Raw genomic sequence first — 13,452 nt, 5'->3', positions numbered from 1 at the left:
TGTACGGTTAGGGGGTGGAATTGATAGAATAATAATAATTCTCGTTTTGACCATGGCAGCGCTGCCATGGCGATCCGCCCGGGGAAATTTTACCCGCTGCCACGCCAGCTCGCTACCCGAAGTCATTCCGCGCCGCCCTCAGGCAGCATGCCGGGGGCTTCGACTTTTACCGCTCACAGGGAAAACAATGCGCGTAGTCTTCGCAGCCAGGACAGCCGGGGGCGGGACCCGGCGTGGCGCCGGTGGACAGAGCCAGTTCGTAGGCGAGGAACTTCTTCCAGCGCCAGTACGCGGTATTGCGCGCCACGAGTTCTGGGAAATAGCGCTCCAGCAGCTGGGTCACGTCCTCGCGGCCCGCCAGCCCGAGATCGCGCCACAGATGGTCCGGGCGCAGGCATGCATTGGCGATAATCAATGCCATGCAGCGGGCGTCATCGGGATTGACCGCCGGGCTGGCATACCGCAGCAGCAATGCACACAATGCGGTCACGAAATCTTTGCGTTGACGCGTTCTCAGCACGACCGAGAATGCCGGCATGCCGAACGCCGCGGCATCCTGCGTGAAATAGTGCCGCCCCAGCAGCGCATCCACCTGGGCTGGGGACAGGCCCAGCAGGCCGAGTTCGCCGCGCTCGCAGCGGGGCGCGATGAGCTGGGCGAACAGGGCCGCATCGGGCGATTCGGGATCGCGCGCGCCTTGCATCCACTGGCGCACGCGCGCGGCATGGGCGCCCACCGGCTGTTGCGCGCCGCAAATGCCCGCGCTCGTGAACCCGGCGCCCGCCGCGCCTGCATGAGTCATGGCAAAATCTCCCCCAAAGCCTATCGGACTTGGCACGGCGTATTTTACGCGGCCGCGCTGCCCTGTGGGGGTGGATGGCCTCTTCGGTATTGATCTGCGTCACGACTGTGGCAGATCGCCGGCCCGCCGGCAGCGGGAGCGGCGAAATACCAGGTTCAGGAAGCAGCGGGGCCCGGCGCATAGGCCGGGCCCCGGCTCCAGGCCGTCAGGCGGCGCAGCTCATCAGAAGTCCATTTCCGGAGCCGGCGCGGCCGCCGCCTTTTCTTCCTTCGGAGCCTCGGCCACGGTGGCATCGGTGGTCAGAATCAGGCCGGCGATGGAGGCCGCGTTCTGCAGCGCCGTGCGCGTCACCTTGGTGGGATCGACAACGCCCAGCTCCACCAGATCGCCATACTCGCCTGTCGCGGCGTTGTAGCCAAAGTTGCCCTTGCCTTCAAGCACTTTCGCCAGGACGACCGATGCTTCGCCGCCGGCGTTGTCGACGATCGCCCGCAGCGGCGCTTCCAGCGCCCGCAGGGCGATGCGGATGCCGGCGTCCTGGTCGGCATTGATGCCCTTGAGCGCCGCCAGGGCCGCGCGGGCCCGCAACAGGGCTACGCCGCCGCCAGCCACAATACCCTCTTCGACGGCCGCGCGCGTGGCGTGCAAGGCGTCGTCGACTCGGTCTTTCTTTTCCTTCATCTCGACCTCGGTCGCGGCGCCCACCTTGATCACCGCAACGCCGCCGGCCAGCTTGGCGACGCGCTCCTGCAGCTTTTCGCGGTCATAGTCGCTGGTGGCCTGGTCGATCTGAACCTGGATGGACTTCACCCGGGCATCGATGCGCGCCTGGTCGCCGGCGCCATCGATGATGATGGTGTTTTCCTTCTGGACCTCGATGCGCTTGGCGCCGCCGAGATCTTCCAGGGTGGCGTTTTCAAGCTGCTTGCCGGTTTCATCGGAAATCACCGTCGCGCCGGTCAGGATGGCGATGTCCTCGAGCATGGTCTTGCGCCGGTCGCCAAAGCCCGGCGCCTTTACCGCCGCGACCTTCAGCACACCGCGCATCGAGTTCACGACCAGCGTGGCCAGCGCCTCGCCCTCCACGTCCTCGGCAACGATCAGCAAGGGCTTGCCCGCCTTGGCCGCGGACTCGAGCACGGGCAGGAGATCCCGGATGTTGGAGATCTTCTTGTCGTGCAGCAGCACCAGGGGACCGTCGAGATAGGCGACCTGCTTTTCCGGATCGTTGATGAAGTATGGACTCAGGTACCCGCGGTCGAACTGCATGCCCTCGACCACGTCAAGCTCGTTATCCAGGGATTTGCCGTCCTCGACGGTAATCACCCCTTCCTTGCCGACCTTGTCCATGGCATCGGCGATGATCTTGCCTATCGCCTCGTCGGCATTCGCCGACAGCGCCGCCACTTGGGCGATCTCCCTGCTGGTCGATATCGGCTTGGACTGCTTGCGCAATTCCTCGAGCACGGCCGATACCGCCTGGTCGATGCCGCGCTTCAGGTCCATCGGGTTCATGCCGGAGGCGACATGCTTCATGCCTTCCTGAACGATGGATTGGGCCAGCACTGTCGCCGTCGTGGTGCCGTCTCCGGCCACATCGGCGGTTTTGGAGGCGACTTGCTTGACGATCTGGGCGCCCATGTTTTCGAACTTGTCCTTGAGTTCGATTTCCTTGGCTACCGTCACACCGTCCTTGGTGATGGCCGGAGCCCCGAAGCTGCGCTCCAGCAGCACATTGCGGCCCTTGGGGCCGAGCGTGACCTTCACCGCATCGGCCAGTATGTTGACGCCCGTGACGATGCGATGGCGGGCGCTGTCGTGGAATTTGACGTCTTTTGCACTCATGTTTCTACTCCCGAAGATATACGCTCAGCGGATCAGGCCACTTTCTTCAGTTCGCCATGGCCGTCCTCCAGAACACCCATGACATCTTCCTCGCGAAGAACCAGCAGTTCTTCGCCATCAACCTTCACGGTCTGCCCGCCATACTTGCTGAAAAGGACATGGTCGCCGACTTTCAACTGCAGTTCGCGCAGTGTGCCGTCCTGCAGCGGCTTGCCGCTGCCCACGGCAATGACTTCGCCCTGCTCCGGTTTTTCGGCTGCCGAGTCGGGGATCACGATACCCGAGGCCGTCTTGCGCTGCTGCTCGATGCGCTTGACGATAACCCGGTCGTGAAGGGGACGAATTTTCATGTTCAATCTCCTAATCGATAACAGATAACCAAAGGGAACCCGGCCGCCTTGCAAAAACACAAGGGCAAAGCGGCCGCCTTCTCCAGCGGATACGCTGGCGTCGAAAAATTTATGGGCTGGAAAAGCCGATTTCAAGAGGCCGGTTGGCCATTAATTTGTATCATTGTTTTTCACGCGCCGGCCGTCGGGCAGGATGATGCCGGCGATATGGCCCAGGCGGTATACGGTGCGCTTGGCGCCCGCGCGGGGGCGGGACGGAACCGGACACGGCGGCGTGCGCCCGCCGGCCTCGTCGACCGTATCGTCGGGGTCATCGATTGCCGACCAAAGCCCTCCCTTGCGCGGCCTGAAGAGCCAGCGCAAGTAGCCTTTGCGGGCCGCCAGTTCCATCAAGTCCGCGCGGTCGGGCGCTTGAGCCACTACGTGTTCCCGCGCGTCGGCGGCATCGGCATAGTCGCCGAAGGCCCGGCGCCCCGCGAGCGCCTCGCTTGCGGGCGCGCCAATGCGCCACCAGGCCCTGCGCTCGAGGCGTTCCAGATCCCAGGCGCCAAGCCGCCAGGCCGCATCCAGAAGCGCCCGGTCCAGGGCATCGAATGAATCCCAATGCGCGTCGATCTGTGTGGCCGAGCCCGGCACAGGCCGCCGGGGTATATCCACGCCGGGGATGCGCAGCGGTGTTGCGCGGCGAAAGCCATGCCAGTGCATCATCAACAGCAGCGGCGTGTCGCGCCGGTCCACGGCAGTCAGCGTTACCGCGTACAGCGGCAGTTTCATTGCCTCCATCTGGGCCGATAGCATTGCATAGATGTCCACGTGAACCTCCATCAGGCGCCAGATGAAACTTTAGACATTAATATCCATGAATGCAAGACGCCGCGGATAGCGGACCTTTACAATAGCCGTGACCGGCCCCGCGCCGGAACCGTTGCCATACTCAACTTGTCGGGAGCCTTTGATGACGATCGAATATATGAAGCTCGGAGCCACCGGTCTGGAAGTATCCCAGCTCTGCCTTGGCTGCATGACTTACGGCGCGCCGGATCGTGGCAGCCACAGCTGGACGCTGGACGAGGAAAAAAGCCGGCCCCTTATCCGCCAGGCGCTTGAACTGGGCATCAATTTTTTCGATACCGCCAACGTCTATTCGGATGGCACCTCCGAGGAAATCGTCGGCCGCGCAATAAGAGACTTCGCGCGGCGCGAAGAAATCGTGCTCGCGACCAAGGTCTTCAACCGCATGCGCCCGGGCCCGAATGGCGCCGGGCTATCGCGCAAGGCCATCTTCGCGGAAATCGACGCCAGCCTCCGGCGCCTGGGCACGGACTATGTCGATCTTTACCAGATACACCGCTGGGACTACCGCACGCCCATCGAGGAAACCCTGGAGGCCCTGCATGACGTGGTCAAGGCGGGCAAGGCGCGGTATATCGGCGCCTCGTCCATGTATGCCTGGCAATTCTCCAAGGCGCTCTACACCTCGCGCCAGCATGGCTGGACTGAATTCATCAGCATGCAGAACCACCTGAATCTGCTGTACCGCGAGGAAGAGCGCGAAATGCTGCCCTTGTGCATAGACCAGGGCATCGCCGTGATCCCGTGGAGCCCGCTGGCGCGCGGCCGCCTTACGCGCGCCGCCGACGAGACAACGGCGCGCGTGGAAACCGACGACTTCGGCAGCAAGCTGTATGCGCGCTCGGCCGATTCGGATCGCAGCGTTATCGATCGCGTCGGCCAGGTCGCCGCCGCGCGCGGCGTGCCGCGCGCGCAAGTGGCGCTGGCGTGGCTGCGGCAAATACGCGGCGTCTCCGCCCCCATCATCGGCGCCTCCAAGCCGGCGCATCTTGCCGACGCCGTCAACGCGCTTTCATTCGAATTGAGCGGCGAAGAAATCGCCGCGCTCGAAGAACCCTATGTGCCGCACCGGGTCGCCGGCTTCATCTAGTTACCCGCCGCGCGCGATATAGGCATCGGCGCCGGCGGGCGCAAGGGGTATAGTGCATCCAGGCACAACGAGAATGCTCTCGAGGAGGTCCGACCTATGACGGCAGACTTGAACGAAGACCACGCGGCCCGGGCGGCGCCGCCCGATGCGCGCCTGCTGACGGCAAGCTCCCTGCCGCGGCGCGCCTTCCATGAACTGGCATTCTTCCTCGACCTGGATGGAACGCTGGCGCCCATCGTTCCTACGCCGGACCAGGCCAGAATACCGGACGCGACGCTGTCTCTGCTCGAGCGGCTGTATGTCGCCTGCGCCGGTTCCGTCGCCATCGTGTCGGGACGGGACGCGGCCGATATCGACCGCCTTCAGGCGCCGCTGTCATTGCCTTACGCGGCATTGCATGGCGCGCAGATCAAGGGGCCCGCGGGCCGGACCGAATCCATCGAGGTCCCGCCGGACGAACTGGCCGAAATCATCGCCCGCATCGAAAGCGTGGCGGGCCGGCTGCCCGGCGCGATAGTGGAGCGCAAGGCGCTGTCCGTCGCGCTTCATTACCGCAATGCGCCCCGCCACGAAGCCGAAATACGCCAGCTCGCGGCCAGCGCGCTGGCCGGGCATGGCGCCCACTTCGAAGTCCAGGAAGGCAAGATGGTGGTGGAGATAAAACCGCGCGGCGCCAGCAAAGGCGCGGCGGTGGAACGCTTCATGCGCATTGCGCCTTTTCAGGGGCGCACCCCGGTCTTCGCCGGAGACGACCTTACCGATGAATCGGCATTCCGCATCATCAATGCCATGAACGGCATCAGCGTCAAGATAGGCGCGGGCCCGACCCAGGCCCTTTGGCGGCTGGACGATCCGCCGGCGCTCAGCGCATGGCTGGGCTCCCTCTTCCAGACCCACGCCGCGGCGGCGGCCGCCGACACCATAAAGGACAGAAAATGAGCAGACTGATCGTTGTATCCAATCGCGTCGCTCCGATCACCGAAGGCAAAAGCTCCGCGGGCGGGCTGGTGGTCGGCGTCCTGGATGCCTTGCGCGAAACCGGGGGCATATGGCTGGGGTGGAACGGCAACATCGAGCCCGAACCGACGCAACAGCCGGTTACCGAGAGCGACAAGAACATTGATTTCTGCACGGTGGCGCTGACGCAGCGCGACTACGACCACTATTACCGCGGCTTTTCCAACGGCCTGCTGTGGCCCACGTTCCATTACCGCATCGACCTGAGCCGCTATACCGGCGACGACTATGCCGGCTACCTCAAGGTGAACCGGCATTTCGCTCAGATACTGGCGTCGTCCTTGCGGGATGACGACCGCATCTGGGTCCATGACTACCACTTGATCCCGCTGGGCAAAGCCTGCCGGGACCTCGGCATCCGCAACAGGATAGGCTTTTTCCTGCACATCCCCTTCCCCAGCCCTTCGGTGCTCACCACCATTCCGCCGCACCGGGCGCTGGTCGAGGCCATGTGCGCCTACGACCTGCTCGGCTTCCAGACGCAGACCGATGTCCAGGCCTTTGTGGACTACGCGACACGCTATCTCGGCGCCGCCGTCAGCGGCAATGAAGTCAAGATAGGCGACCGCAGCATCAAAGTGGGCGCTTATCCGATAGGCATCCATCCCGACCAGATCAGGGCCTTGTCCAAGCAGTCCCGCCGCTCCAAGCCGCTGGATGCGCTGAAATCGGGGCTGCAGCACCGCAAGCTCATCGTCAGCGTGGACCGCCTGGACTACAGCAAAGGGCTGGTCGAACGATTCAACGCCTTCGAAAGGCTGCTGGAAACCGCCCCCCGCCACCGCGGCAAAGTGACCTTTGTTCAAATAGCCCCGCCATCGCGCCAGGATGTCCAGGGATACCGCCAGATACGGCGCCAGCTCGAGAGCACCGCCGGGCGCATCAATGGCAAGTGGACCGAACTGTCCTGGACGCCGATCCGCTACATGAACCGATCCTACGAGCGGGCCTTGTTGATGTCTTTCTTCCGTGTGTCGCAGGTGGGGCTGGTAACACCGCTGCGCGACGGCATGAATCTTGTCGCCAAGGAATACATCGCCTCGCAGCCGGCCCACGATCCGGGGGTGCTGGTATTGTCCGAGTTCGCCGGCGCGGCGGCCGAAATGCGCGACGGCGCCCTCATGGTCAACCCCTATGACGTGCAAGGCATGGCCGACGCGCTGGACCGCGCGCTGAGCATGGCGCTGGACGAAAGAAAATCGCGCTACGAGCATTTGATGGAAATATTGAGAAAAAACGACCTGTCCAGCTGGCGCGACAGGTTCCTGGCGGACCTGGGCGACTGACTCCCGCCGGCGCGGCGGCCACAAGCCAGGCGCCGCCATCGATATCGGCTTGACTTTAGTTATGCTCCGAATTAGCATAAGTGGCGCGAGCCCGTTTTTGGCCACATAATGCTCATATGGAGCATTATGTGGCCGGCTTGCGGCCTTCCCCCCACTTGCGGACAAGATCATGAGCCAGGCCAATATCAGGAACATAGAATTCGACCTGCCGGCAGCCTCCCCGGGCGCCACGGGCAATACTTGCGCAGTCGGCCGGGCCTGGGCGCGCGTGCCCGAGGATCTGCCCGGCGCGCAAAGGGAAGCGCTCAAAGCCCGGATACGCGGCCTGCTGGCGCGCGAAAACGCCGTGCTGGTCGCGCACTACTATGTCGACGCGGAGCTTCAGGAGCTTGCCGACGAGACCGGCGGCTGCGTGGCTGATTCGCTGGAGATGGCGCGCTTCGGCAGGGACAACCCGGCGCATACCCTGGTGGTCGCCGGCGTGCGCTTCATGGGCGAGACCGCCAAGATCCTGAGCCCCGGCAAGCGCGTCCTGATGCCGGACCTGGAAGCGACCTGTTCGCTGGACCTGGGCTGCCCGGCCGAGGCATTCGCGGCGTTCTGCGATGCGCACCCCGACCGCAGCGTGGTGGTCTACGCCAATACCAGCGCCGCGGTAAAGGCGCGCGCGGACTGGACGGTAACCTCGTCGATCGGGCTGGACATCGTGGCGCACCTGCACGCCCGCGGCGAGAAAATCCTGTGGGCGCCCGATCGGCATCTGGGCGCCTATATCCAGCGGCAAACCGGCGCCGACATGTTGCTGTGGCAGGGTTCCTGCCTGGTTCACGATGAATTCAAGGGCATAGAGCTCGAACTGCTGCGCGGGCAATATCCCCAGGCGAAAGTGCTGGTGCATCCCGAGTCGCCAATGGCCGTCGTGGCGCAGGCCGACGTCGTCGGCTCGACCACGCAACTGATCGAGGCCGCGCAAAAGCTCGACGCCTCGCACTTCATCGTGGCGACCGACCAGGGCATACTGCACAAGCTGCGCTTGCGCGCGCCGGGCAAGACCTTCATCGCCGCGCCCACCGCGGGAAACAGCGCGACCTGCAAGAGCTGCGCGCACTGCCCGTGGATGGCCATGAACAGTCTGGCCAACCTGGCCGACGCCCTGGAGCGCGGCCGCGGCGAAATCCTCCTGGATCCGGCCCTGGGCGCCCGCGCCAAGGTGCCGATCGACCGCATGCTCGACTTTGCCGCCCACCTCAGCCGGGGCGTGCGCGCCAGCGGCGACCTGGCGCGCGACACCGCCCTTTTCGCCAATATAGGCCCCGCCTGACGCGGCATTTCCGCAACCGTGCGCGGCACGGCGCACGCAAGGACAGCAAGTGAAGAACACCATGCATTTCGACGTGATCATCGTGGGCGGCGGCCTGGCGGGATTGAGCGTTGCGCTCGAACTCGCGCCAGGCCGCCGCGTCGCGCTCATCGCCAAGACCGGCCTGACCGGCGGCGCGAGCGACCGGGCGCAGGGCGGCATCGCCGCGGTGCTGGACAAGAGCGACAGCATCGATGACCACGTCGATGACACCCTGATGGCCGGCGGCGGCCTGTGCGACGCCGCGGCCACGCGCTTCATTGTGGAAAACGGGCGCGCCGCCATCGAGTGGCTGATGGACGCCGGCGTCGGCTTCACGCCGGACGCGGCCGCCGATATGGGCCTGCATCTGGCGCGCGAAGGCGGGCATCGCCGCCGCCGCATCGCGCATGCGGCGGACACCACAGGACACGCGGTGATGGCCACGCTCGGCGAGCGCCTGCGCCAGCGGCCCAACATCAGCCTTTTCGAGCACCACCAGGCCATAGACCTGATAACGACGGGGAACCCGCCGGGCGCGCGCTGCCTGGGCCTGCATGCGCTGGATCTGGCCAGCGGCCGCAAGCTTGCTCTGCGCGCAACGCAGACGGTGCTCGCCACCGGCGGCGCCGGCCAGGTCTATCTTCACACGACCAATCCGGCCAGCGCGACCGGCGACGGTATCGCGATGGCGTGGCGCGCGGGCTGCCGCGTATCCAATATGGAATTCATCCAGTTCCATCCGACCAGCCTCTACCACCCCGCCGCCCGCTCCTTCCTGATTTCGGAGGCCGTGCGCGGCGAAGGCGGCGTGCTGCGCCTGCCCGACGGCACCCGCTTCATGCCCGCCCACGACCCGCGCGCCGAACTGGCGCCGCGCGATGTGGTGGCCCGCGCCATCGATTTCGAGATCAAGACGCGCGGCCTGGAATACGTCCATCTGGACATCAGCCACCAGCCCGAAGCATTCCTGCGCGAGCACTTTCCGGCCATATTCGCAACCTGCCTCGAGTTCGGCATCGATATCTCCAAGTCCCCGATTCCCGTCGTGCCGGCGGCGCATTACACCTGCGGCGGCGTGCTCACGGACCTGGCCGGGCGCAGCGATATGGCAGGGCTGTACGCGGTGGGCGAAACGGCCTGCACCGGCTTGCACGGCGCGAACCGCCTGGCCAGCAACTCCTTGCTGGAGTGCGTGGTGATGGGCCGGGCCGCCGCGCAGGCGATCGAGCGCGATATCGAGCGCGAAGACCCGCGCCCCCGCCTCCCGGCCCATGCGCCGCGGGCGGGCGGCGGGCGGGCCGCCATTCCGGACCCCGATGAACAGGCCGCGCTGGCGCACTATCGCGATGAACTGGGCCGCCTGATGTGGAACTATGCGGGCATCGTGCGCACCGACAGGCGGCTGGCGCGGGCGCAGCGGCGCATTGCGCTGCTGCGCGAGGAGCTCCATGCCTATTATGCGAACGCCGCGCCGAGCCGCGACCTGCTGGAACTGCGCAACCTGGTGGATGTGGCGGCCTTGATCGTGGCGAGCGCCTGCGCGCGCCATGAAAGCCGCGGCCTGCATTACAGCCGGGACTGGCCGCAAGCGCTGCCCCACGCGCTGCCCAGCGTGCTGGCGGCGCCCCCCCTGGCGCCCGCCTGACACCGGCGGCGGCCTGCTGCGGCCTGCTGCGGAAATGCCGGCCCTCGCGTTCTATACTGTAGCGAGTTCGCGCCTGTCCGCGCGCGCCTTTCCTGGCCATTGTCCACCATGCAAAACCCTTCTGATCCCTTCCCCTGCGCCGCCTATATCCGCGAAATCGGCCGGGGGGCGCGCGGCGCGCGCAGCCTGAGCCGCGAGGAGGCGCAAACACTCTATGGCGCCATCCTGGCGGGCCGCGTCAGCGACCTGGAACTGGGCGCGGTGCTGCTGGCCTACCGGGTCAAAGGCGAGAGCGCGCAGGAACTGGCCGGCATGCTCGACGCCGTCCACGCCACCATCAGCCCGCTGCGCTGCCCTGGGCCGACGCCGGTGCTGATACCCAGCTATAACGGCGCGCGCCGGCGGCCCAACCTGGTGCCGCTGCTGGCGATGCTGCTGGCGCGGCAAGGCGTTCCCGTGCTGATCCACGGCGTGCTGGCCGACCCGGGGCGCGTGACCACGGCGGAAATACTGGCCCGGATGGGCATGGAGCCGGCGCGCGACGCCGCCGGCATCGAACGGGCGCTGGCTGAAGGCCGGCTGGCTTTCGCCGCCATCGATACCCTGGCGCCCGCGCTGGCACGACAGCTGTCGCTGCGCGCCGCGCTGGGCGTGCGAAATTCGGCTCACACACTGGCCAAGATGCTGCAGCCTTTTGGCCAGCCCGCGCTGCGGCTGGTCAACTACACCCATGCCGCCTATCGGGACACACTGGCCGAGTGCTTCGCGCTGCCCGGCGCGGCCGGCCCGGCCGGCGTGCTGCTCGGCCGCGGCACGGAAGGCGAGGCCGTGGCCGACGCGGCGCTGCCGCGCGAAGCGCTATGGCTGCATGAGGCGGGCAGCGAGGTGCTGATTCCCGCCGCGGACAAAGGCCCGCGCGCAGCCCCGCCACTGCCGGAAACCCATGATGCCGGCGCCACGGCAGAGTGGATCTCGGCGGTGCTGGCCGGCAGCGTGCAGGCGCCGGCCGCCATCGCCGCCCAGGTCGATGCCATCATGCGGATTACCGCCAGCGCCCTGCCCGCCGCCGGCTAAAACAGGCCCCGGCCGGCCGCTGTAACAATCTGTGCCGGGCGCCTCATGCCAGGCGGCGGAAAACCGGCCATTTAGCGTAATCCTGGCGCCGGCCGGCGGCCGGATACATGCCTGGAATGCCGCCAGCGTGGTGTCCATACCACAATGCCTCAAACTTCCCAAAAGCCTTGCCATGCGGTCCTCTCCGGGAATAGTGCATTTTTTCCCTCTGGCGCGGTCCGCGAAAATTGATGGTAACAATTTCGGCCCGAGGAAGAGAAATGTAACGTCTGAATATTCTTATTGCGTTTGGGTAACAGACCCTTTCAAATAGCGATCTTCCGCCCGTCTATTTGCTTCAAACCAATAAATTTCATGTCTCATACAAGCATTCCCACGCGTTCCGAACCTGCGGCGTTTTGCGCCCTGCCAATTCCCCTGCCCGCTTTGCGCAAGCTGCGCGCCGCGCTCGCCGTGGCGCTGGCCCTGGCAATGCCGGCGCTGAGCGCGCAGACGCTGCCGGCGCAGCTGCCGTCGGGGGCCGAACCCGGGCGCGCGGCGCCACGGCCCGTCATGCCGCAAAGTTCGCCGGCGACACCCGAAGTGACGGTGCCCTCGGGCACGGCCACCCAGGCGCCGGCCGGCGCGGACAAGCTCGACTTCACGCTGACGGCGGTGGACATCGAAGGGGCCACGCGCTATACGCCCGAGGACCTGCGCCCGCTGTATGATAGTTTGCTGGGCAAGACGATCACGGTGGCGGACGCCTTCAAAATCGCCAACGATATCGAACTGCGCTATCGCGGCGAAGGCTATGTGACCACGCGCATCATCGTGCCTGAGCAGACGATAGAGGGCGGGCGCTTCCGCATCATCGTGATCGAAGGGTATATCTCCGAAGTGGTCTACGACGGCGATATCGGTCCGGCGCGCCAGGCCGTGGAGAAGCTGGTCAGCCGCCTGCGCGGCATGCGTCCCGTCAGCGTGAGCCAGATCGAGCGCCAACTGCTGCTGGCCAACGATCTGCCCGGGCTTACCGTGCGGGCTTCGCTCGAACCGTCGCCCAAGGAGACCGGCGGATCGGTCCTGGTGGTCCGCAGCCAGCGCAAGGCCATAGACGCGTCGCTGGGTTTCGACAACCGCAACTCGCCCTACCTCGGCTCCCACGAACTATTGGCCACGGTATCCGTCAATTCGCTGGGAGCGCATGCGGACCGCCTGACGCTGACCGGCCGCGGCAGCACGCCATTCAGCCGCAGCAAGACCGCCAGCGCCAACTATGACATGCTGGTCAGCGACAGCGGCATGACTCTGGGCCTGGGCATGGCCTACGCCAACAGCGTGCCCGGCCGGGAATTGCGGGACCTCGATGTCGACAGCGATGTGACGGCCTACACCGCCACGCTGACCTACCCCCTGATACGTTCGCGCCTGGAGAACCTGCGCGCGGTGGGGCAGTTCGAAGCCCGCGACGTAAGCACCGACATCATCCAGACCGCCTTCACCCGCGACCGGCTGCGGGTATTGCGTTTCGGCCTGAGCTATGACCGCAGCGACAGTTGGAACGGCATCACGGCCCTGAGAGGCACCGTGCACAAGGGCCTGAATGCCCTGGGAGCCAGCAGCAACGGCTCGGAATATGCCTCCAGGGTCAATGGCCGCAGCGATTTCCTCAAATTTACGGCCGAGCTTACCCGGCTGCAGCAGATCAGCGAAAAGGTCAGCCTGGTGGCCTCGCTTGCCGGCCAGTACAGCGCCAATCCCCTGCTGGCCAGCGAAGAATTTTCGCTGGGCGGGGGCAATTTCGGGCGCGGCTACGACTACGGCGAGATGTCCGCCGACAACGGCATAGCGGCCTCGCTGGAACTGCGCTATGCGCCTTCGCTGCCGAAAATACTGCCATACGGAAGCCATTTCTATGGCTTCGTCGATGGCGGCCGGATCTGGTCGCGCAGCGCCTCCGCCGAGATATCGCGCAGCTCGCTGTCCTCGTTCGGAGGGGGCATGCGGGCCAATCTGGCCAAGCATCTGTTCGCCACCCTGGAAATCGCCAAACCCGTCAGCCCCGCCGTCTATACCAAAGGCGACAAGCACCCGCGCATTTTCTTCAGCATCGCCGCCCAATATTAAGATTCACAGAGAACCCCGATCATGGCCAAGCGCAATTCCC

At 65.6% G+C, this 13,452-nt stretch carries 11 protein-coding genes; 7 read left to right on the top strand and 4 right to left on the bottom strand.

The annotated features are described in order from the left end of the window. Window positions 1-166: 166 nt before the first annotated feature. The 4 genes from BUB23_RS10880 to BUB23_RS10865 form a co-directional block, all read right to left on the bottom strand. Window positions 167-703, bottom strand: coding sequence for a nitrogen fixation protein NifQ (locus tag BUB23_RS10880; RefSeq protein ID WP_073103401.1), 537 nt, complete (start codon window positions 701-703; stop codon window positions 167-169). A gap of 321 nt (window positions 704-1,024) precedes the next feature. After that, window positions 1,025-2,647, bottom strand: coding sequence for a chaperonin GroEL (groL, locus tag BUB23_RS10875; RefSeq protein WP_073103152.1), 1,623 nt, complete (start codon window positions 2,645-2,647; stop codon window positions 1,025-1,027). A gap of 32 nt (window positions 2,648-2,679) precedes the next feature. Further along, the gene (locus BUB23_RS10870; protein WP_073103151.1) at window positions 2,680-2,997 is read right to left on the bottom strand and encodes a co-chaperone GroES; all 318 of its coding nucleotides are present in this window, start codon (window positions 2,995-2,997) and stop codon (window positions 2,680-2,682) included. 150 nt (window positions 2,998-3,147) lie between these two features. Further along, window positions 3,148-3,810 carry a diguanylate cyclase gene (locus BUB23_RS10865; protein WP_073103400.1) on the bottom strand — a complete coding sequence of 221 codons (663 nt, stop codon included), beginning with the start codon at window positions 3,808-3,810 and terminating at the stop codon, window positions 3,148-3,150. A 148-nt stretch (window positions 3,811-3,958) separates the two neighbouring features. On the opposite strand from BUB23_RS10865, the gene BUB23_RS10860 reads away from it, so the two are divergent. From BUB23_RS10860 to BUB23_RS10830, 7 genes are all read left to right on the top strand, one after another. Next, on the top strand, window positions 3,959-4,939 hold the full coding sequence (locus BUB23_RS10860; protein WP_073103399.1) for an aldo/keto reductase: 981 nt from the start codon (window positions 3,959-3,961) through the stop codon (window positions 4,937-4,939). A gap of 96 nt (window positions 4,940-5,035) precedes the next feature. Continuing rightward, entirely contained in the window at window positions 5,036-5,878 is an 843-nt protein-coding gene (gene otsB / locus BUB23_RS10855; RefSeq protein WP_084135958.1) for a trehalose-phosphatase, read from the top strand. Continuing rightward, a complete protein-coding gene (gene otsA / locus BUB23_RS10850) occupies window positions 5,875-7,242 on the top strand; it encodes an alpha,alpha-trehalose-phosphate synthase (UDP-forming) (RefSeq protein WP_073103150.1) in 1,368 nt (455 codons plus the stop codon). Before otsB ends, otsA begins: the two co-directional genes overlap by 4 nt. Window positions 7,243-7,411: 169 nt before the next feature. Then, complete coding sequence (gene nadA / locus BUB23_RS10845; RefSeq protein WP_073103149.1) at window positions 7,412-8,563, top strand: quinolinate synthase NadA; 1,152 nt, start codon at window positions 7,412-7,414, stop codon at window positions 8,561-8,563. Window positions 8,564-8,624: 61 nt separating this feature from the next. Next, a complete protein-coding gene (gene nadB, locus BUB23_RS10840; RefSeq protein WP_073103148.1) occupies window positions 8,625-10,229 on the top strand; it encodes an L-aspartate oxidase in 1,605 nt (534 codons plus the stop codon). A gap of 108 nt (window positions 10,230-10,337) precedes the next feature. Next, a complete protein-coding gene (ybiB, locus tag BUB23_RS10835) occupies window positions 10,338-11,303 on the top strand; it encodes a DNA-binding protein YbiB (RefSeq protein WP_073103147.1) in 966 nt (321 codons plus the stop codon). Between the two features lie 354 nt (window positions 11,304-11,657). Beyond that, a complete protein-coding gene (locus BUB23_RS10830; RefSeq protein WP_084135957.1) occupies window positions 11,658-13,412 on the top strand; it encodes a ShlB/FhaC/HecB family hemolysin secretion/activation protein in 1,755 nt (584 codons plus the stop codon). Window positions 13,413-13,452: the final 40 nt, after the last annotated feature.

Origin of the sequence: Pollutimonas bauzanensis, assembly GCF_900129885.1 — a bacterium.
In the GTDB taxonomy this organism is placed as follows: domain Bacteria; phylum Pseudomonadota; class Gammaproteobacteria; order Burkholderiales; family Burkholderiaceae_B; genus Pollutimonas; species Pollutimonas bauzanensis.
This window is presented reverse-complemented; position numbering and strand designations above follow the sequence as displayed.